The 24,294-nt window shown below is 61.8% G+C and carries 22 protein-coding genes; 8 read left to right on the forward strand and 14 right to left on the reverse strand.

Features of this window, described 5'->3' with window-relative positions; all coding sequences use genetic code 11:
* Positions 1-122: 122 nt before the first annotated feature.
* Complete coding sequence (gene serS, locus P3T43_RS22240) at positions 123-1,415, reverse strand: serine--tRNA ligase (RefSeq protein ID WP_429283196.1); 1,293 nt, start codon at positions 1,413-1,415, stop codon at positions 123-125.
* 74 nt (positions 1,416-1,489) lie between these two features.
* Positions 1,490-2,803: a replication-associated recombination protein A gene (locus tag P3T43_RS22245; protein WP_429283197.1), complete on the reverse strand. Its 1,314-nt coding sequence runs from the start codon at positions 2,801-2,803 to the stop codon at positions 1,490-1,492.
* 185 nt (positions 2,804-2,988) lie between these two features.
* Here P3T43_RS22245 and cytX point away from each other — a divergent pair, with 185 nt between their 5' ends.
* The 3 genes from cytX to P3T43_RS22260 all read left to right on the forward strand — a co-directional run bounded on the left by cytX (position 2,989) and on the right by P3T43_RS22260 (position 5,439).
* Entirely contained in the window at positions 2,989-4,305 is a 1,317-nt protein-coding gene (cytX, locus tag P3T43_RS22250) for a putative hydroxymethylpyrimidine transporter CytX (RefSeq protein WP_429283198.1), read from the forward strand.
* A gap of 300 nt (positions 4,306-4,605) precedes the next feature.
* A complete protein-coding gene (locus P3T43_RS22255) occupies positions 4,606-4,911 on the forward strand; it encodes a hypothetical protein (RefSeq protein ID WP_429283298.1) in 306 nt (101 codons plus the stop codon).
* Positions 4,912-4,914: 3 nt separating this feature from the next.
* Positions 4,915-5,439, forward strand: a complete 525-nt coding sequence (locus P3T43_RS22260) for a helix-turn-helix transcriptional regulator (protein WP_429283199.1) — start codon at positions 4,915-4,917, stop codon at positions 5,437-5,439.
* Between the two features lie 4 nt (positions 5,440-5,443).
* On the opposite strand, the gene speB is transcribed toward P3T43_RS22260, so the two are convergent.
* A complete protein-coding gene (gene speB / locus P3T43_RS22265; protein WP_429283200.1) occupies positions 5,444-6,433 on the reverse strand; it encodes an agmatinase in 990 nt (329 codons plus the stop codon).
* A 150-nt stretch (positions 6,434-6,583) separates the two neighbouring features.
* Between speB and P3T43_RS22270 the strand changes: the two genes are divergently transcribed.
* On the forward strand, positions 6,584-7,504 hold the full coding sequence (locus P3T43_RS22270; protein WP_429283201.1) for a LysR family transcriptional regulator: 921 nt from the start codon (positions 6,584-6,586) through the stop codon (positions 7,502-7,504).
* 65 nt (positions 7,505-7,569) lie between these two features.
* On the opposite strand, the gene lolA is transcribed toward P3T43_RS22270, so the two are convergent.
* Positions 7,570-8,289: an outer membrane lipoprotein chaperone LolA gene (lolA, locus tag P3T43_RS22275; protein WP_429283202.1), complete on the reverse strand. Its 720-nt coding sequence runs from the start codon at positions 8,287-8,289 to the stop codon at positions 7,570-7,572.
* A gap of 92 nt (positions 8,290-8,381) precedes the next feature.
* Positions 8,382-10,703, reverse strand: a complete 2,322-nt coding sequence (locus P3T43_RS22280; RefSeq protein WP_429283203.1) for a DNA translocase FtsK — start codon at positions 10,701-10,703, stop codon at positions 8,382-8,384.
* Positions 10,704-11,042: 339 nt separating this feature from the next.
* Between P3T43_RS22280 and trxB the strand changes: the two genes are divergently transcribed.
* The 3 genes from trxB to P3T43_RS22295 all read left to right on the forward strand — a co-directional run bounded on the left by trxB (position 11,043) and on the right by P3T43_RS22295 (position 13,685).
* On the forward strand, positions 11,043-12,044 hold the full coding sequence (trxB, locus tag P3T43_RS22285; protein ID WP_429283204.1) for a thioredoxin-disulfide reductase: 1,002 nt from the start codon (positions 11,043-11,045) through the stop codon (positions 12,042-12,044).
* Between the two features lie 248 nt (positions 12,045-12,292).
* The gene (locus P3T43_RS22290; RefSeq protein ID WP_429283205.1) at positions 12,293-13,051 is read left to right on the forward strand and encodes a Smr/MutS family protein; all 759 of its coding nucleotides are present in this window, start codon (positions 12,293-12,295) and stop codon (positions 13,049-13,051) included.
* Positions 13,052-13,064: 13 nt separating this feature from the next.
* Positions 13,065-13,685 carry a trimeric intracellular cation channel family protein gene (locus tag P3T43_RS22295; protein WP_429283206.1) on the forward strand — a complete coding sequence of 207 codons (621 nt, stop codon included), beginning with the start codon at positions 13,065-13,067 and terminating at the stop codon, positions 13,683-13,685.
* A gap of 33 nt (positions 13,686-13,718) precedes the next feature.
* On the opposite strand, the gene P3T43_RS22300 is transcribed toward P3T43_RS22295, so the two are convergent.
* The 5 genes from P3T43_RS22300 to P3T43_RS22320 are packed head-to-tail and all read right to left on the reverse strand — an operon-like array spanning position 13,719 to position 17,547.
* Complete coding sequence (locus tag P3T43_RS22300) at positions 13,719-14,480, reverse strand: IclR family transcriptional regulator (protein ID WP_429283207.1); 762 nt, start codon at positions 14,478-14,480, stop codon at positions 13,719-13,721.
* A 44-nt stretch (positions 14,481-14,524) separates the two neighbouring features.
* On the reverse strand, positions 14,525-15,286 hold the full coding sequence (locus tag P3T43_RS22305; RefSeq protein ID WP_429283208.1) for an amino acid ABC transporter ATP-binding protein: 762 nt from the start codon (positions 15,284-15,286) through the stop codon (positions 14,525-14,527).
* Complete coding sequence (locus tag P3T43_RS22310; protein ID WP_429283209.1) at positions 15,283-15,933, reverse strand: amino acid ABC transporter permease; 651 nt, start codon at positions 15,931-15,933, stop codon at positions 15,283-15,285. The genes P3T43_RS22305 and P3T43_RS22310 overlap by 4 nt, the downstream gene beginning before the upstream one ends.
* A 23-nt stretch (positions 15,934-15,956) precedes the next feature.
* Positions 15,957-16,673: an amino acid ABC transporter permease gene (locus tag P3T43_RS22315; protein WP_429283210.1), complete on the reverse strand. Its 717-nt coding sequence runs from the start codon at positions 16,671-16,673 to the stop codon at positions 15,957-15,959.
* A 40-nt stretch (positions 16,674-16,713) separates the two neighbouring features.
* A complete protein-coding gene (locus tag P3T43_RS22320) occupies positions 16,714-17,547 on the reverse strand; it encodes a transporter substrate-binding domain-containing protein (protein ID WP_429283211.1) in 834 nt (277 codons plus the stop codon).
* A 397-nt stretch (positions 17,548-17,944) separates the two neighbouring features.
* On the opposite strand from P3T43_RS22320, the gene zwf reads away from it, so the two are divergent.
* A complete protein-coding gene (gene zwf / locus P3T43_RS22325) occupies positions 17,945-19,408 on the forward strand; it encodes a glucose-6-phosphate dehydrogenase (protein WP_429283212.1) in 1,464 nt (487 codons plus the stop codon).
* Positions 19,409-19,439: 31 nt separating this feature from the next.
* On the opposite strand, the gene P3T43_RS22330 is transcribed toward zwf, so the two are convergent.
* From P3T43_RS22330 to P3T43_RS22345, 4 genes are all read right to left on the reverse strand, one after another.
* On the reverse strand, positions 19,440-20,990 hold the full coding sequence (locus tag P3T43_RS22330; RefSeq protein ID WP_429283213.1) for a hypothetical protein: 1,551 nt from the start codon (positions 20,988-20,990) through the stop codon (positions 19,440-19,442).
* 241 nt (positions 20,991-21,231) lie between these two features.
* Complete coding sequence (locus P3T43_RS22335) at positions 21,232-22,350, reverse strand: ABC transporter ATP-binding protein (RefSeq protein ID WP_429283214.1); 1,119 nt, start codon at positions 22,348-22,350, stop codon at positions 21,232-21,234.
* Between the two features lie 116 nt (positions 22,351-22,466).
* Positions 22,467-23,324 (reverse strand): carbohydrate ABC transporter permease, encoded by an 858-nt coding sequence (locus P3T43_RS22340; protein WP_429283215.1) that lies wholly within the window; start codon positions 23,322-23,324, stop codon positions 22,467-22,469.
* The gene (locus P3T43_RS22345; protein WP_429283216.1) at positions 23,314-24,255 is read right to left on the reverse strand and encodes a carbohydrate ABC transporter permease; all 942 of its coding nucleotides are present in this window, start codon (positions 24,253-24,255) and stop codon (positions 23,314-23,316) included. The genes P3T43_RS22340 and P3T43_RS22345 overlap by 11 nt, the downstream gene beginning before the upstream one ends.
* Positions 24,256-24,294: the final 39 nt, after the last annotated feature.

Here is a 24,294-nt window from a genome sequence, read left to right on the forward strand (position 1 = left end):
GGCATTGGTCGGCAACCGGAGAAGCGAAGATTATAGAACATTTTTTGAATTTTACAAGCCCTCCCACGAACAAATTCGAGGCCCGGAAAATTCAAATCGCCCGAGCGGCAACGAGGTGCCGGTCAGGACGCCGCTTCGAGACGAGCCACGCCACCCATGTACGGGCGCAGCGCTTCAGGCACCGTCACCGAGCCGTCCGCATTCTGGAAATTCTCCAGCACGGCGACAAGCGTACGGCCCACTGCCAGCCCCGAGCCATTCAGCGTATGCACGAGTTCCGGCTTGCCCTGCGCATTGCGATAACGCGCCTGCATCCGACGCGCCTGGAACGTCTCGGTATTCGAGCAGCTCGAGATTTCACGATAGGTGTTCTGCGCCGGCAACCAGACCTCGAGGTCATAGGTCTTCGTGGCAGAGAAGCCCATGTCGCCCGTGCACAGTGTAATGACGCGATACGGCAATTCGAGCTTCTGCAGGATCGCCTCGGCATGGCCGACCATCTGCTCGAGCACGTCGTACGAGGTTTCCGGCGCGACGATCTGCACCATCTCGACCTTGTCGAACTGATGCTGGCGAATCATCCCGCGCGTATCGCGCCCATACGTGCCCGCTTCCGAGCGGAAGCACGGCGAGTGCGCGGTCAGCCTGATCGGCAGCGTGTCTGCTTCGACAATGCTCTCGCGCACCGTGTTGGTCAGCGAAATTTCCGAAGTGGAGATCAGATACTGCGTCACCGTATTTTCGCCGCCGCCCTTCTCCACGCGGAACATGTCGTCGGCGAACTTCGGCAACTGGCTGGTGCCGTACAGGATCTCCGGATTGACGATGTACGGCGTATAGATTTCCGTGTAGCCGTGTTGCAGCGTGTGCGTGTCGATCATGAATTGCGCCAGCGCACGATGCAGCCGCGCAATCTGTCCGCGCAGCATGGTGAAGCGCGCACCGGAGAGCTTCGCGCCCGTCTCGAAATCGAGGCCGAGCGGCGTGCCGACATCCACGTGATCCTTCACTTCGAAATCGAACTGGCGCGGCGCGCCCCAGCGGCGCACTTCGACGTTATCGGCCTCGCTCTTGCCGGCCGGCACACTTTCGTGCGGCAGGTTCGGCATGCCGAGCATCAGATCGGACAGCCGGTTCTGGATCTCTTCGAGCTGAACCGCTGACGCCTTCATCTCGTCGCCGATACCGCCCACTTCGGCCATCACCGCCGAGGTGTCCTCGCCGCGCCCTTTCATTGCGCCGATCTGCTTCGAGAGGGTGTTGCGGCGCGCCTGCAGGTCTTCGGTGCGGGTTTGAACGGCACGGCGTTCCGCTTCGAGGGCGGTGAACACCGCCACGTCGAGGGTATAGCCGCGGTCGGCGAGGCGTTTCGCGACGCCGTCGAGGTCTTTGCGCAGCAACTGGATGTCGAGCATGGGATGGGGCGGGTATTCGTTGTGTGAAGCTGGGATTTTAACGCACCCGCGTGGGCCACCGGCGCATTGGGCGCTCAGTTCTTTTTTGCCTTGTTCTCGTTGCGCCATTGCGCGTCGAGGTCGGCAAGCCGCGCCAGCTTCTCGCCGATTTTGCCTTCGAGTCCGCGCGGCGTGGGTGCGTACCAGTGCGGCTCACGCATGCCGTCGGGCAAATAGGTCTCGCCCGCCGCGTACGCGTCCGGTTCATCGTGCGCGTAGCGATATTCGTGACCGTAGCCGAGTTCCTTCATCAACTTGGTCGGCGCATTGCGTAGATGCACCGGCACCCCGCGCGACTGATCCTTGCTGACAAAACGCCGCGCCTCGTTGTACGCCATGTAGCCGGCGTTCGACTTGGGCGCCACCGCCAGATAGATGATGGCCTGCGCCAGCGCCAGTTCGCCTTCCGGCGTGCCGAGCCGCTCGTAGGTTTCGGCGGCGTCGAGTGCGATGCGCGCGGCGCGCGGGTCGGCAAGTCCAATGTCTTCCCACGCCATCCGCACGATGCGGCGCGCGAGATAGCGCGCGTCCGCGCCGCCGTCGAGCATGCGGCAGAACCAGTACAGCGCGCCGTCCGGATTGCTGCCGCGTACGGACTTGTGCAGCGCGCTGATCTGGTCGTAGAACGCGTCGCCGCCCTTATCGAAGCGGCGCAGGTTTTCGGCGAGCGCACTGCCCAGCAGCGCGCCGTCGATCTCCGTGGTCTTTTGCTGCGCCGCCGCCCGCGCGACGATTTCCAGGTTGTTGAGCAGCTTGCGGCCGTCGCCATCGGCGGAACCGATTAGCGCGTCGCGCGCTTCGTCGGTGAAGGTCAGGCCGCCGAGTTCCCGCTGCGCCCGCTCGAGCAGTTCACGCTGCTCGTCGTCGTCGAGACTCTTCAGCACATACACCGCGGCTCGCGACAGCAACGCGCTGTTCACTTCGAACGACGGGTTCTCGGTCGTCGCACCGACGAACACGAACAGTCCCGATTCGACGTGCGGAAGAAACGCGTCCTGCTGACTCTTGTTGAAGCGGTGCACTTCGTCGACGAACACCAGTGTCTGATGCCCATGCGCGCGATGCACTTGCGCGGTCTCGACGGCTTCGCGGATATCCTTGACGCCCGAAAGCACCGCCGACAGCGCGATGAATTCAGCGTGGAAGGCATCCGCCATGAGCCGCGCGAGCGTGGTCTTGCCGACGCCCGGCGGCCCCCAGAGGATCATGGAATGGGCCTCGCCCGACTCGAAAGCGACCCGCAGCGGCTTGTTCGGACCCAGCAGATGCTTCTGGCCGATTACTTCGTCGATGTTGCGGGGGCGCAGTCGCTCGGCGAGCGGGACATTGGCACGGGTTTCTTCAAACATGATGTTTTGTGGATAATCTCGGCTTTCCAGGCGTGGCTCGGCTCATCACGCGAACCCAGCACGACACGCGCCCGGCCAGCGAAAGAGCCGGCGCGCAGTCTGCGGCCCGGTGCTGCATTATGACAGTGACCGCGCCGCGACGACCCGCGAGCGTGTACAGATTACAAAACAAGGGATACCACCAGATGGCACAAGATCCACTCGCCGGCGACGCCGGTTCTACCTACGCCCCGCTCACGCCGGTGCCTGACGGGCGCCGCGCGTTCCGCACCGGCGACGCCTTCGCGCTGTGGTTCTCGCTCGGCATCGGCCTGCTGGTCGCCCAGGCGGGCGCGTTGCTGGTGCCGGGTCTGTCGCTGCCGCATGCGCTGGCGGCGATCGGCATCGGCAGCGTGATCGGCGTGGTGCTGCTCGCGCTTGCCGGTGTGATCGGCACGGATACGGGGCTTGCGGCCATGTCGTCGTTGCGGCCCACGCTGGGCGTGCGGGGCGCCTCGGTGCCCGCGGTGCTCAATGCCGTGCAACTGGTCGGCTGGGGCTCGTTCGAAGTGATCGTGATGCGCGACTCCGCCGACGCCCTCGCCAAGCAGGCCTTCGGTCTGTCGATTCCGCTCATCTGGACGATCGTCTTCGGCCTGCTGGCGACGCTGCTCGCGATCAGCGGCCCGCTGTCGTTCGTGCGCCGCTTCCTGCGGACCTGGGGCATCTGGCTGCTGCTGGCGGGCGCGGCGTGGCTGTCGTGGAACCTGCTGGCCAGGCACGATCTGGGCGCGCTGATGCGACGCCCCGGGACCGGCGATATGTCGTTCGGCGGCGCCATCGACCTGGTCGTCGCCATGCCTTTGTCGTGGCTGCCGCTGATCGCCGACTACACGCGCTTCGGCCGCCGCGCCGGCGAGTCGTTCCGCGGCACGCTGCTCGGCTATGGCATCGCCAACATCTGGTTCTACGCGCTCGGTGCGATCTACGGCCTCGCGGCAGGCGGCGGGGATGCGCTCCTGACCGGCGCGCTCGCGCAAGCGGGCGGCGGCTTCGCGCTGCTGCTGATCCTGATCGACGAAGTGGACAACGCCTTCGCCGATATCCACTCCGCAGCTGTCTCGACCGGCACCTTCTGGACGCGGGCCACGGTACCGATGCTGTCGGCGGCATTCGGCGCGCTGTGCACGGCGATCGCCCTGCTCGTGCCGATGGCGAAGTATCAGAACTTCCTGCTCCTGATCGGCTCGGTATTCGCGCCACTGTTCGGCGTCGTCCTGGTGGATCACTTCATCCTGCGCAAGCGCCGCATCGAAGCGGCTGCCCTCGCCGACCTGCAAGGCCGATACGGCTTCTCGGGCGGATGGCATTTGAGCGCTTTCATCTCATGGGCAATCGGGATCGCCGCGTACCAGGTCATCAATCAATGGTTGCCGAATCTGGGTGCGACGCTGCCGGCGTTGGCTGTCGGCGCCCTCTGCTACTACCTCATGGTGTCGTCCCGCAAGACCGCCTACGCCTAAGCTGCGAGGATTCGACGGCCCGTGCAACGCGGGCCGTTTGCCTGCTGGTTCGTCGGGGCGCCGCATGCTGCACTCTGCCATTCGGCCACGCACCGATATTCCGTTTTTCCTATGACTTCTGCCGAAGTATTTTCCATTGCAGAAGACCCCACCCCATGATGTAGTCACTATCTGGCACGCACTTTTGCGAGATAGATTTTCTCTCACCCCCTTACTTCGAAAAACGAATCGCTAACGCACTCGGTGCGTGCCTTGATCGCAACAGGTTGTCAATTGACAACCATAATCAACGAACTTAACATGAGCTCATTGAGGATTCGAGGGACGCATTCAAAGAAGGAAGGGGAAGACGCGCTGGCCTATGCCGAAGCATCCGGCTGGCGCATCAGAAGCGGCGGCAAAGGGCACGCCTGGGGAAAAATGTACTGTCCGTACAACGACTCGGAATGCCGCTGCGGAGAGTTCTGCATCACCAGTGTCTTGAGTACGCCCAGGAATCCGGGGAATCACGCGCGGCTGCTCAAGGGGGTGGTCGACAATTGCACGACACATCGGCAAAAGCGCGCGCCTCAAGGCGCGAACCCGCAGGCCGAAACGCAGGAGTAACGTATGGAATACGAATTCACGCTGAAATACCAGCTTGCAGCAGACGACAGCGACCACGACGAGATCGTCGAACGCCTGGCTGAAGCAGGATGCGACGACGCCACCATCGGCGTCGGGCAACCGGGGCGCATCGCGCTCGTCTTTGCCCGCGAAGGCGCAACGGCACTTGCCGCGCTCATGAGCGCGCTCGAAGACGTGAAGCGCGCATTGCCGGGCGCACGTCTCGTCGAAGCCGCACCGGACTTCGTCGGCCTCACAGATGTAGCGGACGTCGCCGGCGTGTCGCGCCAGAACATGCGCAAACTCATGCTCAGTCACGCCGCCGATTTCCCGATTCCGGTCCACGAGGGCAACCCGTCGGTCTGGCACCTGTGGGACGTTCTCGCGTGGTTGGACACGCGTGGCGGCTACGACATCCAGTCCAACGTCCTCGAAGTAGCGAAATCGGCCAAGCAGGTCAACCTCGCGAAAGAAGCGCGCGAACTCGAGCCGCAGATCAACCGCCAGCTCGAAAACCTCGTTGCCTGAGTCCTCAGCGCGTGGCAGGCCGATATTCCACGCTCGGCAGCACACACAGCAGTTCGAACGCCAGGTTCGCCCCCAGCAAGGCCGTTGTACCGAAGGGATCATAGGGCGGCGCGACCTCAACCAGATCACAGCCCACAATATTCAGGCCGCGTGAGCCGCGAATAATCTCCAGCGCCTGTGGCACAGTCAGCCCCGCAATTTCCGGCGTGCCGGTGCCCGGCGCAAACGCGGGATCGATCCCGTCGATATCGAACGTGATGTACACCGGGCCATCGCCCATCCGTTCGCGCACGCGTTGCATCAGCGGCGCGAGCGACTGGTTCCAGCACGCCTCGGCCTGCACCACTTCGAACCCCTGGTCGCGGCACCAGTCGAAGTCTTCGGCCTCGTAGCCCGTACCGCGCAAACCGATCTGCACCACGCGCTCGCAGTCCAGCAAGCCCTCTTCCACCGCGCGGCGGAACGGCGTGCCGTGCGCGATCTTCTCGCCCATCATGGTGTCGTTGACGTCCGCGTGCGCGTCGACGTGAATCAGGCCAACCTTGCCGTACTTGCGGTGAATCGCGCGCAGAATCGGCAGGGCGATGGTGTGATCGCCGCCGAGCGTAATTGGCTTGGTGCCGTGCTGCAGGATCTCGTCGTAAGCGGTTTCGATGCGGCTAATCGAATCGAGCAGGTTGTACGGATTGATCGCGACGTCGCCAATGTCCGCCACCCGCAGCGAATCGAACGGCGCAGCACGCGTGGCCATGTTGTAGGGGCGCAGCAGCACCGATTCACTGCGAATCTGGCGCGGCCCGAAGCGCGCACCGGTCCGGTTCGACGTACCCAGATCGAATGGCACGCCCACGAAACAGGCGTCGAGCCCTGCGGCGGAGTCCACATTCGGCAAGCGCATCATCGTGGCAATGCCGCCACAGCGAGGCATCGCATTGCCTGACAGGGGCTGGAGGCGATCGGCGAGGTCGGGGGAAATAAAGGAAGAGGTATTCATCGTGGCTCAGCAATGAAATAAAAATGCGGGCAAACCGCGCAAAGACTTGCCGGGTTTGCAGGACTTATTCCCATTTTTGAGCAGTTCGTATCAATATAAAATGCCGACGGAATAAACTTCACATCGATACCAAGCGATGTATTCTTCACCATGTTCTCGCAACTTACCGATCTCGACCTGCGCCTGATCCGCGTTTTCCTCGCGATCGTCGATGCTGGCGGCGTTTCGCCCGCTCAGGCGACGCTCAATGTCGGGCAATCGACCATCAGCACCCAGCTCGCCACGCTGGAAACGCGCCTCGGCTACCGGCTGTGCGAACGCGGCCGCAGCGGCTTCAGCCTGACCGCACGCGGCGAGCAGTTCATCGAAGCGGCCCGCGCGCTGCTGGCCGCCGTCGATACCTTCGGCATGCAGGCGCGCAACGTCGGCCGCAAGCTGGTCGGCACGCTCGATATCGGCATGATCGGGCACACGCCGGTGTCGGCAAGTGCGCGCATCAGCAGCGCGATCGGGCGGTTTCGCACCCGCGATCAATCGGTGCGGTTTTCAGTTCTGGTCCGCTCGCCGGGCGAGCTGGAAGAATTGCTGCTGAATGGGCGCATTCAGGTGGGCATAGGCTACTTCTGGCATCGGGTGCCGTCGCTCGAATACACCGAGGTGTTCGCCGAGGAGCAATTCGCCTATTGCGCGAAGGGCCACCCCTTGTTCGAGCAGGCTGGCGAAATCGCCCCTGCTGACGCGGCGCAATTCGAATGGGCCTGGCGCAGCTACCCGCTCCCCGAGGCCGAAAGTTCGACGACACCGCACAACGTAACCGCCGTTGCCGACAACATGGAAGCGGTCGCGATGCTGGTTTTGTCGGGCCATCACCTCGGCTATCTGCCCGGACATTTCGCCGCGCCGTACGTCAAGGAAGGTCTCCTGGCGGCGCTCAATCCTGCTCGGATGAAGTACCGCGTGGCGTTCCACATGGTCACGCGCGCGCGTCAGCACCGCACTGAGATCGTCGAGGCGTTCATCGACGATATGAAGGCCGCGCATCCTTCGTTCGGCGTCGAGGCGCACGACTAACGCGCCCAACAAAAAAGCCACGCAAAGTCTGCGTGGCCTTGTGCAACGTCCAGCGCGGTACGCGCCTAGCCGTTGATCACATCCGCGCCCTTCGGCAACGTGAACTTGAATGCATCCGCCGGCAGCGGCGGGTTCTTCTGGATGTTCGAGAACGTCAGCAAGGTCACGTTGCCGAACACGTCGTGCAATTCCATGGCTTGCAGATTGCCGTCCTTGAAGCCAATACCCACGCTTTGAAACTGCGTGTCTTTCGCCTTTGGGATCAGTTCGAGCCAGTCGATGCCGGCCTTCACACCCGCATCGTGCAGGGTGAAGTTCTTGTCCAGATCGTTGCTGCCGAACAGGATCGCCGCCGGACTTGCGCCGAGCGCGCCACCTAGCGCCCGCACGGTCACCTGGTTCAGGTCCTTGTCGTAGACGTAAAGCTTGTCGCCGTCGGCCTGCAGGATCTGTTCATAAGGTTTCTCGTACGACCAGATAAACTTGCCCGGACGCGCAAACACGAACGTGCCGCTCGACGTGGCGTTTTTCGGCATGACCTGCGCGGTGTCGCTCGCGGCCTGCTGCGCTTTGCTGGGCGCCCGCAATTCCTGCTGCACGAAATCGCCACGCGCCGAATGCACCTGGGCGACGAACGCCTTCAGTTGCTCGGTGCCGCTCGCAAACGCCTGTTGCGCGACCAGCAACGACGCGCCGATCGCCACGCTGCCGATCCCGCGCGCGAGCGCGCGAACCAGATGACCGAGGCGGCCAGGATGGGCACTGTGCCCGGCGTATTGCTGCATATCATTCTCCGTGGATTGAATCGGACCGGGCACGCAGGCGGTAGAACGCGGGTTGAGCGTTACCGCCTGTCGAGGCGAAGGGTGTGAGCCGCTCAATCGGTCTCACGCGCGGGCGTGAGAATTTCGCGATTGCCGTTCGACGACATCGCCGACACGAGCCCGGATTGCTCCATTTGCTCGAGCAGACGCGCGGCGCGGTTGTAGCCGATCCGCAAATGCCGCTGCACCAGTGAAATCGACGCGCGGCGGTTCTTGATGACGACTTCCACCGCCTGATCGTATAGAGGGTCCGACTCGCCGCCAGCGGCTCCGGTTCCCTCGGCGCCCGCAGAACCTTCGTCGCCGTCGCCGGTGACGCCGCCCTCGAGGATGCCCTCGATGTAGTTCGGCTCGCCCTGCTCCCTGAGCTTTTCAACGACGCGGTGCACTTCTTCATCGGACACGAACGCGCCGTGTACCCGCACTGGCAAACCGCTGCCGGGCGGCAAATAGAGCATGTCGCCCATGCCGAGCAGCGATTCCGCGCCCTGCTGGTCGAGAATCGTGCGCGAATCGATCTTCGACGACACCTGGAAGGCCATCCGCGTAGGCACGTTCGCCTTGATCAGACCGGTGATGACGTCGACCGAGGGGCGCTGCGTGGCCAGAATCAGGTGGATACCGGCCGCCCGCGCCTTTTGCGCAATTCGCGCGATCAACTCTTCAACCTTCTTGCCGACCACCATCATCAGGTCGGCCAGTTCGTCGATCACGACCACGATGTTCGGCAGACGCGTGAGCGGCTCCGGTTCATCCGGCGTCAGGCTGAACGGATTCGGCAGTTTTTCCTCGCGCTTCGCGGCCTCGTCGATCTTGTTGTTGTAGCCGGCGAGGTTACGCACGCCGAGCTTGCTCATCAGTTTGTAGCGGCGCTCCATTTCGGCGACCGCCCAGTTCAGCGCGTGACCGGCCTGACGCATATCCGTGACGACCGGACAAAGCAGATGCGGAATGCCTTCGTAGACGCTCATTTCGAGCATCTTCGGGTCGATCAGGATCATCCGGACCTGCTCGGCGCTGGCCTTGTAGAGCAGTGACAGGATCATCGCGTTGATCCCCACGGACTTGCCCGAGCCAGTCGTACCGGCCACCAGCAAGTGTGGCATCTTGGCCAGGTCGGCGCACACCGGCTTGCCGCCGATGTCCTTGCCCAGACCCATGGTGAGCGGCGAGGCCGCATCGGCATAAACCGCCGAGCCGAGAATCTCGGAGAGGCTCACGGTCTGGCGACGCTGGTTCGGCAGTTCCAGCGCCATGAAATTCTTGCCGGGGATCGTTTCGACGACGCGAATCGATACCAGCGACAGCGAACGCGCCAGATCTTTCGCCAGATTGACGATCTGGCTGCCCTTCACGCCGGTGGCCGGTTCGATCTCGTAGCGCGTGACGACCGGGCCCGGATAGGCAGCGACCACGCCCACTTCGACACCGAAATCCTTCAGCTTCTTCTCGATCAGACGCGAGGTGAATTCAAGCGTATCGGGCGAAATGGTTTCCTGCGCGGCGGGCGCAGGGTCGAGCAGCGAGATGGGTGGCAGCGTGGAATCGCCCGGCAGGTCCGTGAACAGCGGCACCTGACGCTCTTTCTCGACGCGCTCCGACTTGGCCGGCGTGACCACCGGCGGCACGATCATGACCGGCTCATGCTCCTCGATGCGCACGCGGCCCTGCTCCACCTTGCCCTCGCGCTTGACGGCGGCGGCCTCGCCCAGTTTGCGGTCGCGGCCGGCTTCACGGCGCAGACGGGCAAACGTGACGGCGGAAATGATCGATTCGCCAACCCGTTCAGAGACCGAAAGCCATGAAAAGCGGAAATACAGCGACAACCCGATAGCCAGCGCCACCAGCAGCGCCAGGGTGCCACCCGTGAAGCCGAGCGCGTGCGACACACCGCGCGCCACGGCCTCGCCGATCACGCCGCCCGACATGTTCGACCGCGGCAGTTGAACCTTGAGCGACCACATCCGCAGCGCCTCGATGCCGTCGCTAGCCAGCAGCACCAGCACGAAGGCAAAAATCTCGGCAAGCCAGGTGGCATCGCGCGGCTTGTCTTCCGGTTCCGTTTCGTGCCGGGTGATACGGCGGTAATTGGCCGAGATGCTCCGGCCGAGCAGCACCACCCACCAGTAGGCGGACAGGCCGAACAGGAGCAGCAGGATGTCCGAGGTCCAGGCGCCGACGCGGCCGGCCCAGTTGGCAATGCGGTCCACCTGGGCGGCGTGCGTCCAGCTCGGGTCGTGCCGGCTGTAGCTGACGAGCGCCATCAGCAGGAAAACGCCGAGCGCCACCTGCAGGATCCAGCGGATTTCGGTGAAGAGGCGCGACATGCGATGCGGCAATGCCTGCGCGCTCGCGGAATAAGGAGCTTTTGCCATTGATCCTGTTGCGGGTGCGGCCAGATTCGCGGCCGAAAGCAGCGCCCCCAGCGGTGCTGGGTGCCCGGTCGTGGCCGCCGGGTCGATCGATGCGGCCTATTGTAAACGCAGTGCCGCACGCAAGGCTGTAAATGACGGTAACTTGGGCCAGACAGCGTCGTTTTCGGGCCAAACGGCGGCGGCAAAAGGCTATCGCGACGATCAGGAAGCTTCATGAAGCAGGCCTGCTGACGGACCTTTATAATGCCCGACTAATACCCACCTACAGTTCAGTTCAAGAACAGTTGTAGCCGCGCGGCCTCGCATGGGCGAGCCGAGCGCTTTTTACGGATTTCGATCATGCCCGCATCCACCACGAAACACGCCAAAGTCCTGATTCTCGGTTCCGGCCCCGCAGGCTATACCGCCGCCGTGTACGCGGCCCGCGCCAACCTGAACCCGGTCCTCATCACGGGCCTCGCCCAAGGCGGCCAGCTGACGACCACGACGGACGTCGAAAACTGGCCGGCCGACGCCAACGGCGTGCAAGGCCCGGAACTGATGGCGCGCTTTCTGGAACACGCCGAACGCTTCAACACCGAAATCATTTTCGACCACATCCATACGGCGAAGCTTCAAGAGAAGCCGATCCGTCTGATTGGCGACTCAGGCGAATACACCTGCGACTCGCTGATCATCGCGACCGGCGCCTCGGCGCAGTACCTCGGCCTGCCGTCGGAAGAGGCGTTCATGGGCAAGGGCGTGTCCGCCTGCGCGACCTGCGACGGCTTCTTCTATAAGCAGCAGGACGTAGCGGTGATCGGCGGTGGCAACACCGCGGTCGAGGAAGCCCTCTACCTGGCCGGCATCGCGAAGAAAGTGACCGTGATCCATCGCCGCGACAAGTTCCGCGCCGAGCCGATCCTGATCGACCGTCTGCTGGCCAAGCAGAAGGAAGGCGTCGTCGATATCAAGTGGAATCACGTGCTGGACGAAGTCACGGGCGATCAATCCGGCGTGACGGGTTTGCGTATCAAGGATACGAAGACCGGCGAAGCAACGGACCTCGCGCTGCAGGGCCTGTTCGTCGCGATCGGCCACAAGCCGAACACGGATATCTTCGAAGGCCAACTGGAGATGAAGAACGGCTACATCATCACCAACGGCGGCCTGTCGGGCAATGCGACGGGCACGAGCGTGCCGGGTGTGTTCGCGGCAGGCGACGTGCAGGATCACGTCTATCGTCAGGCGATCACCAGCGCCGGTACGGGTTGTATGGCGGCTCTCGACGCCCAGCGTTACCTCGAAACCATTGATGAATTGGCCGGCGAGCACGTCATGAGCGCCGAGGCCGAGCGTTAATCGACGCATTGGGGCCGGGCAAGCAGGCCGGCCTCGTGAAGCGGGACAGGTAAAATGACGCGTGGGCTTGGGCCCGAGTGCTTACCGGTTACCGCAGGCAGCACAGAAAGGGCCGCGGCTAGCAAGCTGACGGCCCTTTTGCATTTCGCTATGTCCCGTCGCCGCTGCATGCGTGTCCTGGTATTCGGATGCATGGCCCTGGAGGCCGTAGCCCCACGCGACGATCCACCTTCCAACGTGTCACCGTTATGGCAAAGAACCTGCCTCACCCTAGCGAGCCTAAACGTCCCCGCGCGACGGCTGTTCAGCCGACGCCCGTACCGGTTGCGCCTGCTATACCCAAGATTGAACCGGCAGCGGGCCTGGCCGGCCTGGCCGCCTTGCGCGCTGCGCTGAAAGGCGATGCGGAGCGCCGCGAGCGCGACCGCGCTGCGGCGGTTCAGGCCCAGCGTGAAGCGTCGGCGGACGCCGATCTGTTCCGCCGCGAGATCGGCGCGATTGCACCGCTCGTGGTGCCGCCCAGGGTGCCGCCCGCGCGGACTCCGCCCTCGCCCGTGCCAACCCAGACCAAGCTCGACGAAGAAGCCGTGCTGCATGAAGCGATCTCGGACGAGTTCGATCCGGAGGTCTTGCTCGAAACCGATGAGACGCTCTCGTACTGCCGACCCGGCATCAGCCAGGAGGTCGTGCGCAAGTTGAGGCGCGGCGCATGGATCGTGCAGGCTCAACTGGATCTGCACGGCATGCGCAGGGAAGAAGCGCGCGAGGCGCTGGCGGAATTTATTCGTGAATCGGGCAAGCGCGGACTCCGTTGCCTGCGCGTCATTCATGGCAAAGGGCTGGGCTCGATCGGCAAGGAGCCGGTACTGAAGGGCAAGGTTCGCGCCTGGCTGGTGCAGAAAGAAGAAGTCATCGCATTCTGCCAGGCCAGAGCGCATGACGGCGGTGCCGGCGCCGTGCTCGTGCTGCTGCAGCCGGGCGCGCAAGTCGCGCATCCCAAACCGTGACAGGACTCCGCTAATGCATCCGAGGCTTACGCTCGCGCTCAGCATCATGGAGGCGCTGGCGATTTTCGCCTACGCGATCTCCGGCTTTATCGAAGCGCGCACGCGCCAGCTCGATGCGGTGGGGACATTCCTGGTAGCCATGGCAACCGCTTTCGGCGGCGGCACCGTGCGCGATGTGCTGCTGGAGCGCAGGCCGTTTTATTGGGTCGAGCATCAACCGTATGTGATCGCGATCTTCGTGATGTCGCTGTTCGCACCGATGTTGCTGAAGATGACGTCGCGACTGCTGTCGGAGCGGGTGTTGTTAGTAGCCGATGCGATCGGGCTCGGACTTTTTAGCATTTCCGGCACGTCGCTGGCGCTCGACGCGCAGATGCCGTGGTTTACCTCAGTGATGATCGGCGTCCTGGCCGGCGTATTTGGTGGCGTGATTCGCGACGTGCTGTGCAACGAAGTGCCGCTCATCCTGCGTGACTCGCGACCGTATGCGACCTGTGCGTTTATCGGTTGCTGGTTGTATCTGCTGCTCGATTACTTCAACTTCGATACGGTCTATAGCGTGCTGATCGCCACGGCGTTCATCCTGCTTGCGCGGCTCGTCACGTTCAAATTCAACGTTCGTCTGCCGCATTGAGTGTTGCGCCCTGAATGCCGATGCGCGCCGCTCTTACAAACGTACGTGCGGCTGCGATAGCGCCTTCGACGACCGGATGAGATCTTCCAGCATCGTGGCGCGCTTTTCCGGCGCCGTATCGCGGCTCGTCATGAAGCAAAGCGCAGCAACGGGCACACCGGTCCGCTCACGTATCGGCGCTGCCATGCAGTATCGAAAGGTGTGCGAAAGACCTTCCGTGCAACAGTAGCCCTGTTCCGCGGCGCGTTCGACGTCGCGCAGAAAGTCCTCGAAATCCACCCGCCTGCCGTTGTCGAGTACGAAGTCTTCGTCAGGGATCAACGCGCGAATCTCATCCGCGCGCAGGTGCGCGAGCAGCAGGCGGCCGGTTGCGGTCCATGGAATCGGCACCTTCACGCCAATGTCGGAACTGATGTTGAACGGCCGCGAACTGTTCTCCGACAACACCACGGTGTATTTGTTGCCCTCGAGCATGCACAACTGCGCGGTCTCGTCGTGGTTCCGGACGAGCGCGAGAATCGCCTGGTGGGCGCGGCTGATCAGATCGTTGTGCACTGCGTAGTCGGCGCCGTAGTAATGCATTTCACGGCCGAAAAACACGCCGCCGTCGGCGGTGGTTTCGAGCCAGCCGGCTTCCGTGAGAATGGTGACCAGTTCGTAGATGCTCGAGCGCGGCGCGCCGGTCGCCTCGATCAGCTCACGCATCGTCATGGGACGTCGTGCAATATGGAGCTGCCTGAACATACCGACGACGCGGTCGACGCCTCGCGCTCTTGATGACTCGGGTGCTGACATGCCTTCCACTCCGTCGGCGATGGGGTTCGAAGTTTAGCGCAAGCTCAATGGTCGAGGACACGGGCCAGGAACTGGCGGGTGCGTTCGTTCTGCGGGTTCACGAAAATGTCCTCAGGCGCGCCCTGCTCCGCGATCACACCCTTGTCCATGAACACGACCCGATCCGCCGTTTTGCGCGCAAAGCCCATCTCGTGCGTGACGACAACCATCGTCATGCCGTCGCGTGCCAGGCCGCGCATCACCTCGGTCACTTCGCCGACCAGTTCCGGGTCGAGCGCGGACGTGGCTTCATCGAAGAACATGATGCCCGGCTCGACCGCAAGCGCTCGGGCAATTGCCACGCGCTGCTGCTGACCGCCAGAAAGCTGGCTCGGATAGTGAGCGGCGCGGTCGGCGAGACCCACGCGTTCGAGCGCGTCCATCGCACGCTTGCGCGCGTCCGCCGGGCTCATCTTGCGTGCCTTGATCAGCGCGAGCGTCACGTTGCCCAGCGCGCTCTTGTGCGGAAACAGATTGAACTGCTGGAACACCATACCGACGTGACCACGAATCTCTTTAGCGCGGCGCGCATCGTGCAGCGGCACTTCGTTCACCCAGACCTCGCCTGCGTCGGCCGTTTCCAGGCCGCTCATGATACGCAGTACTGTGCTTTTCCCGGAGCCGGATGCGCCGATCAGCACGAGCACTTCGCCCGGCCGCACATCGAGGTTGATCTCCTTCAGCACCTGGGTCGCGCCGAACGACTTGCTGACACCGCTGAGGTTGATGATGGGCCGGGTAGCGGCGCTTGAGGTAGTGGCGGTCATGACAACAGGCTCCTTCTACGATCATGGTGGCGCACCCACTGCGACAGTGGAAAGCACACAACGAAATAAAGCACGGCAACGAGTCCATAGATTTCGACCGGTTTGCCGACCCGGTCGACGATCGCCTGACCCGCATGCATCAATTCCGACATGCCGATCATGCTGACGATCGACGTGTCCTTGATGAGCGACAGGTATTGGCCGACGAGCGGCGGCACCACGATCTTTCCGGTCTGCGGCAGCGCCACCGAGAAGAAAGCCTGCGTCTTGCTGAGCCCGAGGATCTGCGAGACTTCCCACTGTCCTTTCGGCACGGCTTCGATGCCGGAGCGGAAAATCTCGGCAATATAGGCCCCTTGATAGACGCTCAAGCCCACCACGCCGGCGGCGAAAACATCGATCGCATAGCCGAAGTACGACACGCCGAAATAAATGAACATCAGCGTAATCAGCACCGGTGTACCGCGAAACCGCTCGGTATAGAGCCTCGCGACGCGCGGCGTGCCCCACGGTCCAAACGAGCGCAATACGGCGGCGAGCAACCCGATCAGCGTCCCGCCGACAATCGATGCCGCGGACAGAAGAAGTGTCGCCACGAGACCCTGAATCAGGATCGCGAGGCTGGTCGTGAGCAATTCGCTTGACATGTTCGATCTCCGGATTTGAGCGCTCAGGTGTGGTCGGTCTGTCGCACGAAAAAGAAGGCGCGGCGCGGACGTTTCTTCAGCACCAGCGGCGGATGAAACACGCGGGTTCCGATCTGGTCCGCCACCCACGAAAGCACGTTGCTCAGCACCAGATAGGCGATCAGCGTGATCGTGAAAGTCTGGATGTAGAGCAGCGTGCGCGCGTTGATGACCGTCGCCGTCCCGCTCAACTCCGGCAGCGCGATCGCCGACAGCAGCGAGGTGCCGAGCAGCAACTGGATCAGGTTGTTGACGATCGCCGGATAAACCGCCCGCGCGGCCTGCGGCAGCACGACCTCGACGAAGATCTGCGAGCGCCCCAAGCCGAGGATCGACGCTGCCTCGAGTTGGCCGCGCGGCACCGACTGGATGCCCGCGCGAAACACCTCGGCCAGGTACGCGCCGACATTCACCCCTAAGGCGATGACACCGGCGGTATAGGCGTTAAGCGTGATGCCGAGCGACGGCAAGCCAAAGAACACGATAAAGATCTGCAGCAACACCGGCGTATTGCGGATCGCTTCGATATAGACACTCGCGATCCCGCGCAACAGCCGCGCGGGCGATGCGCTCGCCAGTGCGGTCAGCAAGCCGAGCAGCATCGCGAGGATGAAGGCCAGCAGCGTGATCTGAAGCGTGAGCCACGCTGCACGAACGAAATCGTTCCAGTAACCCGCAAGGGTCAGCCATTCATAACTCATGGTTCCTCCGTCTTTCAACCGACGTTGCGCACGCCCGGATTCAATACTGCGGATTCAGCGGGAAGCGCGGGTCCGTACCGAACCACTTCTTGTAGAGCTGCGCGTTCAGCTTGGAGGCGTTGGTGTTGAACAGGAACAGGTTCAGGTAATCGAGCCACACCTGATCTCCCTGCTTGACGCCGAACGCGTTGTATTCGAGCGGCACCAGCGCTTCATTGGTCACGGTCAGATCCGGATCGAGCGTGGCCTGATAGGCGAGGAAGTTGTTGTCTTCGATCATCGCGTCGGCCTGCCCTTGCTTGACGGCCAGGATCGCGGCCTCGGAGCTGTCGAATTCCTGAATCTTGACCTGCATGTTCAGTGCGCGCACTTCGTCGCCGTTCGTCGAACCCTTGACGGTCGCAATCGTGCGATTCGACATGTCGTTGATGGACTTGATGCCGCTGCTCTTCTTCACGAGCAACGCTTCGCTCGCCACCACGTAAGGATTCGTAAAGGAGATTTCCCTGGCACGCTCGAGGTTACGGGTGAAGTTGCAGAACACCACGTCCACCTTGCTGGTTTGCAGATTCGGGATGCGGTTGGCGCTGGTCGTATTCACGACTTCGAGCTTGACGCCCATCTGCTTGGCCAGTTCTTTCGCCAGGTCGACGTCGTAGCCGTCGGGCTGACCGTCCTTGTTGTAGAAGCCGAATGGCGCGAAGGTCAAACAATCGCCGACGCGCAAGGTCCCGCGCTGCAGGACCTGCTTGAGTGCCGAGTCGGCCGCGCCGCCCGCCTCTGGCGTGGCGATCTTCGTGCAACCAGCCAACACCAATAGACCTGCCACCGCGAACCAGCACGCGAATCTTGCGCTTTCCCTGACGATTCTCATTTTTTCGATCCCGATCTGGAGTGAGAAGTCCACACGTGGACGGATACGGCGATCAGCCTGACCTTCTCGGCATGTTCCGAGGGTTGGGCTGGAGTGATCGCACGTCAATATTCGTTTGTCTGATATACCGGATTACAGTCCGACACAGCAGATGGAGAGCAGTGTTTCATGGGAAAAAAATTGTTGCAATGGGGTAAACGCCAGCCTCGCCGGGCGTGATTCGCGGATGCGGGGAGGCTCTAAACCCGACCGCATTTCGCGCGTTTGCCGAATCCGACCGCACTCCGGCGGCCCGCTCCAGTTTTCGCCGCGTAGAATTGCTGGCTTGAACCCTGGCCGGGTTTCGCTCTTCGGATCACCTTTTCGTTTGACGTCCTAACCTCGAAGGATTTGCACGATGGCGAAGATCTCTCCTGGAGTCGGTCCGCGGTTTCCGCAGGTGGTCGTCCTGTTCGGCGCCACCGGCGACCTTGCGCGACGCAAGCTGTTACCCGGTTTGTTCCATCTCGCGAGTGCGGGCTTCATCCCCGGTTGCCGGATTATTGCGGTCGCGCTCGACGACCTCGAACCGGATCAATTTCGCCGCACGGCCCGCGAAGCGCTCGACGAGTTTTCCTCGCGCCCAATCGTCGAGGCTGAATGGGAAACCTTTGCCGCGCATCTCGACTATCTGTCGCTGGCGGCGGGCGCGCAGGCGCTCAAGGCTGCGGTTGAGCGGGCCGAGCAGACGTTCGAGGGCGAATGCCGGCGGCTGCACTATCTGAGCGTGCCGCCCAACGCGGCCTTGTCCGCCGTGCGCATGCTCAAGGAGGCGGGCCTCGTCGAGCGCTCGCGGATCATCATGGAAAAGCCTTTTGGCACCGATCTGGCGAGTTCGATGTCATTGAATGCCAGGCTGCACGAAGTATTCGAAGAAGAGCAGATCTTTCGCATCGACCACTTCCTCGGCAAAGAACCGGCGCAAAACATTCTCGCGTTCCGCTTTGCGAATGGCCTCTTCGAACCCATCTGGAATCGCAACTTCATTGACCACGTTCAGATCGATGTGCCGGAGACGCTCGGGCTCGGCAAGCGCGCCGGATTCTACGAGCAGACCGGCGCGTTTCGCGACATGGTGGTGACGCATCTGTTCCAGATTCTTGCGTTCATGGCCATGGAGCCACCCACCTCACTCGAGCCGGCGCCGATCAGCGAAGAGAAGAACAAGGTCTTCCGCAGCATGCTGCCCATTCAACCGGGCGATGTGGTTCGCGGTCAATACACTGGGTATCGCGCCGAAGATGGGGTGAATCCCGAGTCGGAAACGGAAACGTTCATTGCCTTGAAATGTTCTATCGACAACTGGCGTTGGGCGGGCGTGCCGTTTTATCTGCGCACCGGAAAGCGGCTAGCTGAAGGACAACGAATCATTTCCATTGCGTTTCGTGAACCGCCCAAGAGTATGTTTCCCGCTGGCTCGGGTGTCGGTGCGCAGGGACCGGATCACCTGACGTTCGATCTCGCGGACGCCTCGAAGATGTCGCTGTCGTTTTATGGCAAACGGCCTGGGCCCGGCATGCGGCTCGACAAGCTCAGCTTGCAGTTCGCCATGCATGATACCGGCATGATCGGCGATGTGCTCGAAGCTTATGAGCGGTTGATTCTCGATGCGATGCGGGGCGATCGGACCTTGTTCACGACTGCGGAAGGGATTGAGCGGTTGTGGCAGGTATCGACCGCGTTGATTGAGTCGCCACCGCCCGTGAGGTTCTATTCGCCCGGCTCGTGGGGGCCGAATGCGATCCATCAGCTTGTCGCGCCAAGGGCGTGGAGGCTGCCGTTTGAAAGGGCCTGGCGGGATCCGAACAAGCTGGGAAGTTGAGGGAGCCGCCAGGCCCTTTGCCGCGCACTGATCAGCTCGCGTTCAGCAAAACCATTGCGTGCACACCCGAAAGCGCCTGTTGCCACGCGCCGGTGTTCTCTGCGGCCTCGTTATCGCTAACGAGAGGCTGCAGCAACTTGAGCAGATCCTTCGAACTGGACGTACTCGTCGGCGTGGTGGTATCCGATACCAATACACCTTGCTGATACTCGGACTGGCGCGTGGATTGACTGGACGACTGGTTCAACGACGTCTGACGTAACTCGTTGCGCTGTGACGCGATGTTGACCGTGCTGCTCGCGTCGTCGTCGACCTGGAAGTACTTGTAGTTCTGCGACGCTAACGTATTGCCGAGATGGACCGGTCCGCCGGATAACCCCTCGTGATAACTCGCCTGCAGATGCGACTGCTGGGTTTGCGCAATCGTCCCGTTCTGCAAATCGCCTTGAGTGCGGGTGCTTTGCGAGACCTGATAGGAAAAGCTATCCGTTTGATTCTCCTGCAACGGATTGGACGACACACGGATGTCGGTCACCGAGCCGGTGAAATCCGCCAGCCCCGTCAGCATGGCGTGGTCCGATTGCGCGAGCCACGGCACATAGGCGGTACCGGGAAGCTGTTGCGACGACGTGCCATAGTCGCTGTTCAGCGGTGTGAATGCGTCTTTGAACATCGACATCAACTCGGCGTTTCCGTGACCCTTCGTGCTGGCGTTGTCGAACTGCGCCAGATAGCTGGCAATAGCCTGCTCGCGTTGCTTGCCCGAACCCCAGATGGCGGAATTGCTCGTATCGACTTTAAGATTGATCGTGCCGTCCGGGTCCGTGACGCTCACGCTTCTCGCGGAGCCGTTCAGGGAAATATTGGCTGATAGGTTGTGTTCGCCGTCGCCCGTCACATTGACCTGCATATTCACCGACGACAATACCGACGTGTCGTACTGCGACAGATCGGTCAGATCCAGCTTCGGCGGGTAAGCATTCAGACCGTCGATCGCATGCTGGAAGCCGCCGCTGAGCTTGGCGAGAGCGCTTCGCTCGGCGGGGCTGAGCGTCCCGCTACTCTTCATGTTGACCGCGAGCGTGCCATCCTCGCTATCCATATCGATCTCGACCTTGACGCCGCTAGCGGTCACAACGGTCAGTTTGATTTCGCCTTGCGGACCTTGTCCGGATCCGCCGAGCGCACTGGTCGCGCCCGCTGAAGCGACCGTGACCGACTGCGAGAAATTGCTATCCGTGGTCTTGAAGCGATCGAGCAGCGCGCTTCCCAGGTTGTAGAACTGGCCGGACATCGTACCGGACAGGTAATCGCCCGCCATCGCGAGGGACACGGCATCGTTACTGCTGTGAGCCCAGGTGACGGTCGATTCCGCGCCCGCCAGGATTCCTTGCTGCGTGTAGAGGATGGGCGATTCGCCGCTCGCCGAGGGAATCGTGACGATGGTCGACCCGCTCCCGGTGATTGCATCCTTCGCTGCGGCGCTGGCTGTCGAACTCAGGCTGCTCCCGGTATTCGATACTGGCGTTACCGTGGTTACCGTTGGCGGAAGGCTGACGTTCAATGACGATAAGGTGGTCATAGTGCGGTGGGTGGTTAGTGTCGATGCCTGATCACAATCATTCGTCCGACAAAAGACTTCAGTCAGTATATCGACAGGAACTTGTAAATCTTTACGCCCAAACCCTGCAACCGTCTGTCGCTCAACTTCGCTTGACCGATGCGAAGCGATCGTCGGTTGCCCTGCCCAAAAACAAAAGCCCCACGCGTCTCTCAACGCATGGGGCTCTTTTCGTCTTTACTCAACCTACCGCAACTAACCCTTAAGCAATCCGCTCTTCATTAGCGGGATCGAACAGCACGGCCTTCGACACGTCGAACAGCAGTGTCATATTCGTCAACGGCTTCGGATCCGAAGCCGGGTGTACACGGCTTACCACACGCTTGCCATTGACCTGAGCAAACACCAGCGTATCCGGACCAGTTGGCTCGATCACGTCGATCTTGACTTCAATCGGCTGCAACTGCCCACCTTCAACGTTGTGCGCGCTGCGTGCATCCGTGATCCGCTCCGGCCGCAGACCGAGGATCACTTCCTTGCCCACATGCCCCTTGACCTTAGGCGTGTTGAACGGCAGATTCAGAACGGAACGATTCACCCCGGTATCGATCTCAACGCCAACGCCCGAACCCTGCTCAACCAGCTTGCCCTGGATAAAGTTCATCGGCGGCGCGCCAATAAACCCAGCCACGAACAGGTTGGAAGGCGAATCATAGATTTCCTGCGGTGCGCCGAACTGCTGCACGACGCCATCCTTCATGACCGCAATCCGGTCGCCCAAGGTCATCGCCTCGATCTGATCGTGCGTCACATACACGATCGTCGTACCCAGACGCTGATGCAGCAACTTGATTTCCGAACGCATCTCGATACGCAATTTCGCGTCGAGGTTGGAAAGCGGCTCATCGAACAGGAACATCACCGGGTCGCGCGCCAACGCACGCCCCATCGCCACCCGTTGGCGCTGACCGCCGGACAGTTGGCCCGGCTTGCGATCCAGCAAATGCTGGATCTGCAGCATGCTCGACACGCGATCGACGATCTGTGCCTGTTCCGGCTTCGGCACCTTGCGGATACCCAGGCCGAACGAGATATTGTCCCGCACCGTCATTGACGGATACAGCGCGTAAGACTGGAACACCATCGCGATATCGCGATCCTTCGGCGACAGGTTGTTCACCGTCTTGCCGTCGATCTGAATATCGCCCTTCGTCACGGTCTCGAGACCGGCGATCATGTTGAGCAGCGTCGACTTACCGCAGCCCGAGCCGCCCACGAGAATCAGGAACTGGCCGTCTTCGATGTCGATGTTGACACCCTTCAGGACCGGCACCCCGTTCGGGTAGGTCTTGTACACGTCACGGATGGAAAGGCTTGCCATGCTGTGAATCCTCTTGTATCTGGTACAGCTTCAGGTACGTCGCCCTCTGGCGGCGCAGGCCGGATGCCGGTTCTCGCCACAGCGGCCACGCGGCGCGCTGCGGCAATCGTTTTGGGTTAGCCCTTCACTGCGCCTGCCGTCAGGCCGCGCACGAAGTATCGGCCGGCGATGATGTAGACGAGCAACGTAGGCAGCGCCGCGATAATCGCGCCTGCCATGTCGACGTTGTATTCCTTCACACCGGTCGACGTATTCACGAGGTTGTTCAGCGCCACCGTGATCGGCATCGAATCGACGCCCGAAAACACGATACCGAACAGGAAGTCATTCCAGATCTGCGTGAATTGCCAGATCAGGCAGACCATGAAAATCGGCAATGAAACCGGCAGCAGGATCTTCGAGAAGATCAGGAAGAAGCCCGCACCGTCGATCCGCGCCGCCTTCACCAGTTCCGCCGGAATGCTCACGTAGAAGTTGCGGAAGAACATCGTCGTGAACGCAATGCCGTACACCACGTGCACCAGCACCAGTCCGCTCACCGTGTTCGACAGGCCCAGCAAACCTTCAAAACGCGCCATCGGCAACAGAATGGCCTGGAACGGAATGAAGCAGCCCACCAGCAGCATCGTGAACAGCAGGTCCGCACCGCGGAAGCGCCAGTGCGTGAGCACATAGCCGTTGAACGCACCGATGATCGACGAGAGCAGCACGGCCGGAATCACCATGCGCACTGAGTTCATGAAGAACGGCTCCATGCCGTCGCAACGCACCCCCGTACAGGCCTGGCTCCATGCCTTGATCCACGGCGCGAAAGTCGGATGCGAAGGCGGCGTCAGCAGGTTGCCGGTGCGCAGTTGATCGATGTCCTTGAACGACGTGGACAACATCACGTACAACGGAAACAGGAAGTACAACGCAAACAGAATCAGCGCCGCATAAATGACGGCACGGCTGATCGTCATCTTAGGCTGCATTACGCGTGCTCCTCGATTCCATATACATCAGCGGCACGAGTACGGCCACGACGGTTGCAAGCATCATCATCGACGATGCTGCGCCGACACCCAGTTGCCCGCGGTTAAACGAAAACGTGTACATGAACATCGCCGGCAGCGACGACGAGGTACCCGGGCCGCCCGCCGTCAACGCGACGACGAGGTCAAAGGTCTTGATCGTGATGTGGCAGAGAATCAGCAGCACCGAGAAAAACACCGGACGCATGCTCGGAATCACGATCTTGCGGTAGATGGTCGGCAAGGTTGCGCCATCCACTTGTGCCGCCTTGAAAATTTCCGCATCAACACCGCGCAGACCAGCGAGGAACAGTGCCATCACGAAGCCTGTCGATTGCCACACTGCTGCGATCACGATACAGAAAATCGCGCGGTCCGGATTGTCGAGCCAGTCGAACTGGAAGCTCGTCCAACCCCAGTCGTGCAACACCTTCTGCATGCCGAGATTCGGGTTGAGAATCCACTGCCATGCCGTGCCGGTCACGATGAACGACAGCGCCATCGGATACAGGAACACCGCGCGCAAGGCGCCTTCGCTGCGAATCCGCTGGTCGAGCAGAATGGCCAGGAACAGGCCCAGCGCGACGCAAATCGCAATGAACGGAATGCCGAACCAGCCGAGGTTGGCGGCGGAGGTCCACCATACGTCGTTATCGAACAACTCCCGATAACGGTCGAGACCGACGAAATCGTAGCGTGGCATCAGTCGCGAATTCGACAGCGACAGATAACCGGTGATGACAATGAAGCCGTAAACGAAGACCAGACTGATCACGATGCTGGGAGAAAGCACCAGCTTCGGAATCCAGCGGTCGGCGAGCGCCGCCATCGGCGACGTGCGGCGGGCCACGGTGCGCGTGGATTTCCCGTTTCCGCTAAGAGAAGCAGTCACTACTCGACTCCTGAAACTGTGCCGCCGGTTTCAGCGCGG

This window comes from Paraburkholderia sp. GAS41 (assembly GCF_050436545.1).
In the GTDB taxonomy this organism is placed as follows: domain Bacteria; phylum Pseudomonadota; class Gammaproteobacteria; order Burkholderiales; family Burkholderiaceae; genus Paraburkholderia.

Excerpts from the sequence above, each read along its gene's own strand:
- speB (WP_429283200.1), bottom strand. The coding sequence starts at position 6,433 with ATGAATACCTCTTCCTTTATTTCCCCCGACCTCGCCGATCGCCTCCAG.
- P3T43_RS22340 (WP_429283215.1), bottom strand. The coding sequence starts at position 23,324 with ATGCAGCCTAAGATGACGATCAGCCGTGCCGTCATTTATGCGGCGCTG.
- P3T43_RS22290 (WP_429283205.1), top strand. The coding sequence starts at position 12,293 with ATGGCAAAGAACCTGCCTCACCCTAGCGAGCCTAAACGTCCCCGCGCG.
- P3T43_RS22300 (WP_429283207.1), bottom strand. The coding sequence starts at position 14,480 with ATGTCAGCACCCGAGTCATCAAGAGCGCGAGGCGTCGACCGCGTCGTC.
- P3T43_RS22330 (WP_429283213.1), bottom strand. The coding sequence starts at position 20,990 with ATGACCACCTTATCGTCATTGAACGTCAGCCTTCCGCCAACGGTAACC.
- P3T43_RS22245 (WP_429283197.1), bottom strand. The coding sequence starts at position 2,803 with ATGTTTGAAGAAACCCGTGCCAATGTCCCGCTCGCCGAGCGACTGCGC.
- zwf (WP_429283212.1), top strand. The coding sequence starts at position 17,945 with ATGGCGAAGATCTCTCCTGGAGTCGGTCCGCGGTTTCCGCAGGTGGTC.
- lolA (WP_429283202.1), bottom strand. The coding sequence starts at position 8,289 with ATGCAGCAATACGCCGGGCACAGTGCCCATCCTGGCCGCCTCGGTCAT.
- P3T43_RS22315 (WP_429283210.1), bottom strand. The coding sequence starts at position 16,673 with ATGAGTTATGAATGGCTGACCCTTGCGGGTTACTGGAACGATTTCGTT.
- P3T43_RS22280 (WP_429283203.1), bottom strand. The coding sequence starts at position 10,703 with ATGGCAAAAGCTCCTTATTCCGCGAGCGCGCAGGCATTGCCGCATCGC.
- P3T43_RS22270 (WP_429283201.1), top strand. The coding sequence starts at position 6,584 with ATGTTCTCGCAACTTACCGATCTCGACCTGCGCCTGATCCGCGTTTTC.
- P3T43_RS22260 (WP_429283199.1), top strand. The coding sequence starts at position 4,915 with ATGGAATACGAATTCACGCTGAAATACCAGCTTGCAGCAGACGACAGC.
- P3T43_RS22320 (WP_429283211.1), bottom strand. The coding sequence starts at position 17,547 with ATGAGAATCGTCAGGGAAAGCGCAAGATTCGCGTGCTGGTTCGCGGTG.
- P3T43_RS22255 (WP_429283298.1), top strand. The coding sequence starts at position 4,606 with ATGAGCTCATTGAGGATTCGAGGGACGCATTCAAAGAAGGAAGGGGAA.
- P3T43_RS22310 (WP_429283209.1), bottom strand. The coding sequence starts at position 15,933 with ATGTCAAGCGAATTGCTCACGACCAGCCTCGCGATCCTGATTCAGGGT.
- trxB (WP_429283204.1), top strand. The coding sequence starts at position 11,043 with ATGCCCGCATCCACCACGAAACACGCCAAAGTCCTGATTCTCGGTTCC.
- P3T43_RS22295 (WP_429283206.1), top strand. The coding sequence starts at position 13,065 with ATGCATCCGAGGCTTACGCTCGCGCTCAGCATCATGGAGGCGCTGGCG.
- serS (WP_429283196.1), bottom strand. The coding sequence starts at position 1,415 with ATGCTCGACATCCAGTTGCTGCGCAAAGACCTCGACGGCGTCGCGAAA.
- P3T43_RS22305 (WP_429283208.1), bottom strand. The coding sequence starts at position 15,286 with ATGACCGCCACTACCTCAAGCGCCGCTACCCGGCCCATCATCAACCTC.
- cytX (WP_429283198.1), top strand. The coding sequence starts at position 2,989 with ATGGCACAAGATCCACTCGCCGGCGACGCCGGTTCTACCTACGCCCCG.
- P3T43_RS22335 (WP_429283214.1), bottom strand. The coding sequence starts at position 22,350 with ATGGCAAGCCTTTCCATCCGTGACGTGTACAAGACCTACCCGAACGGG.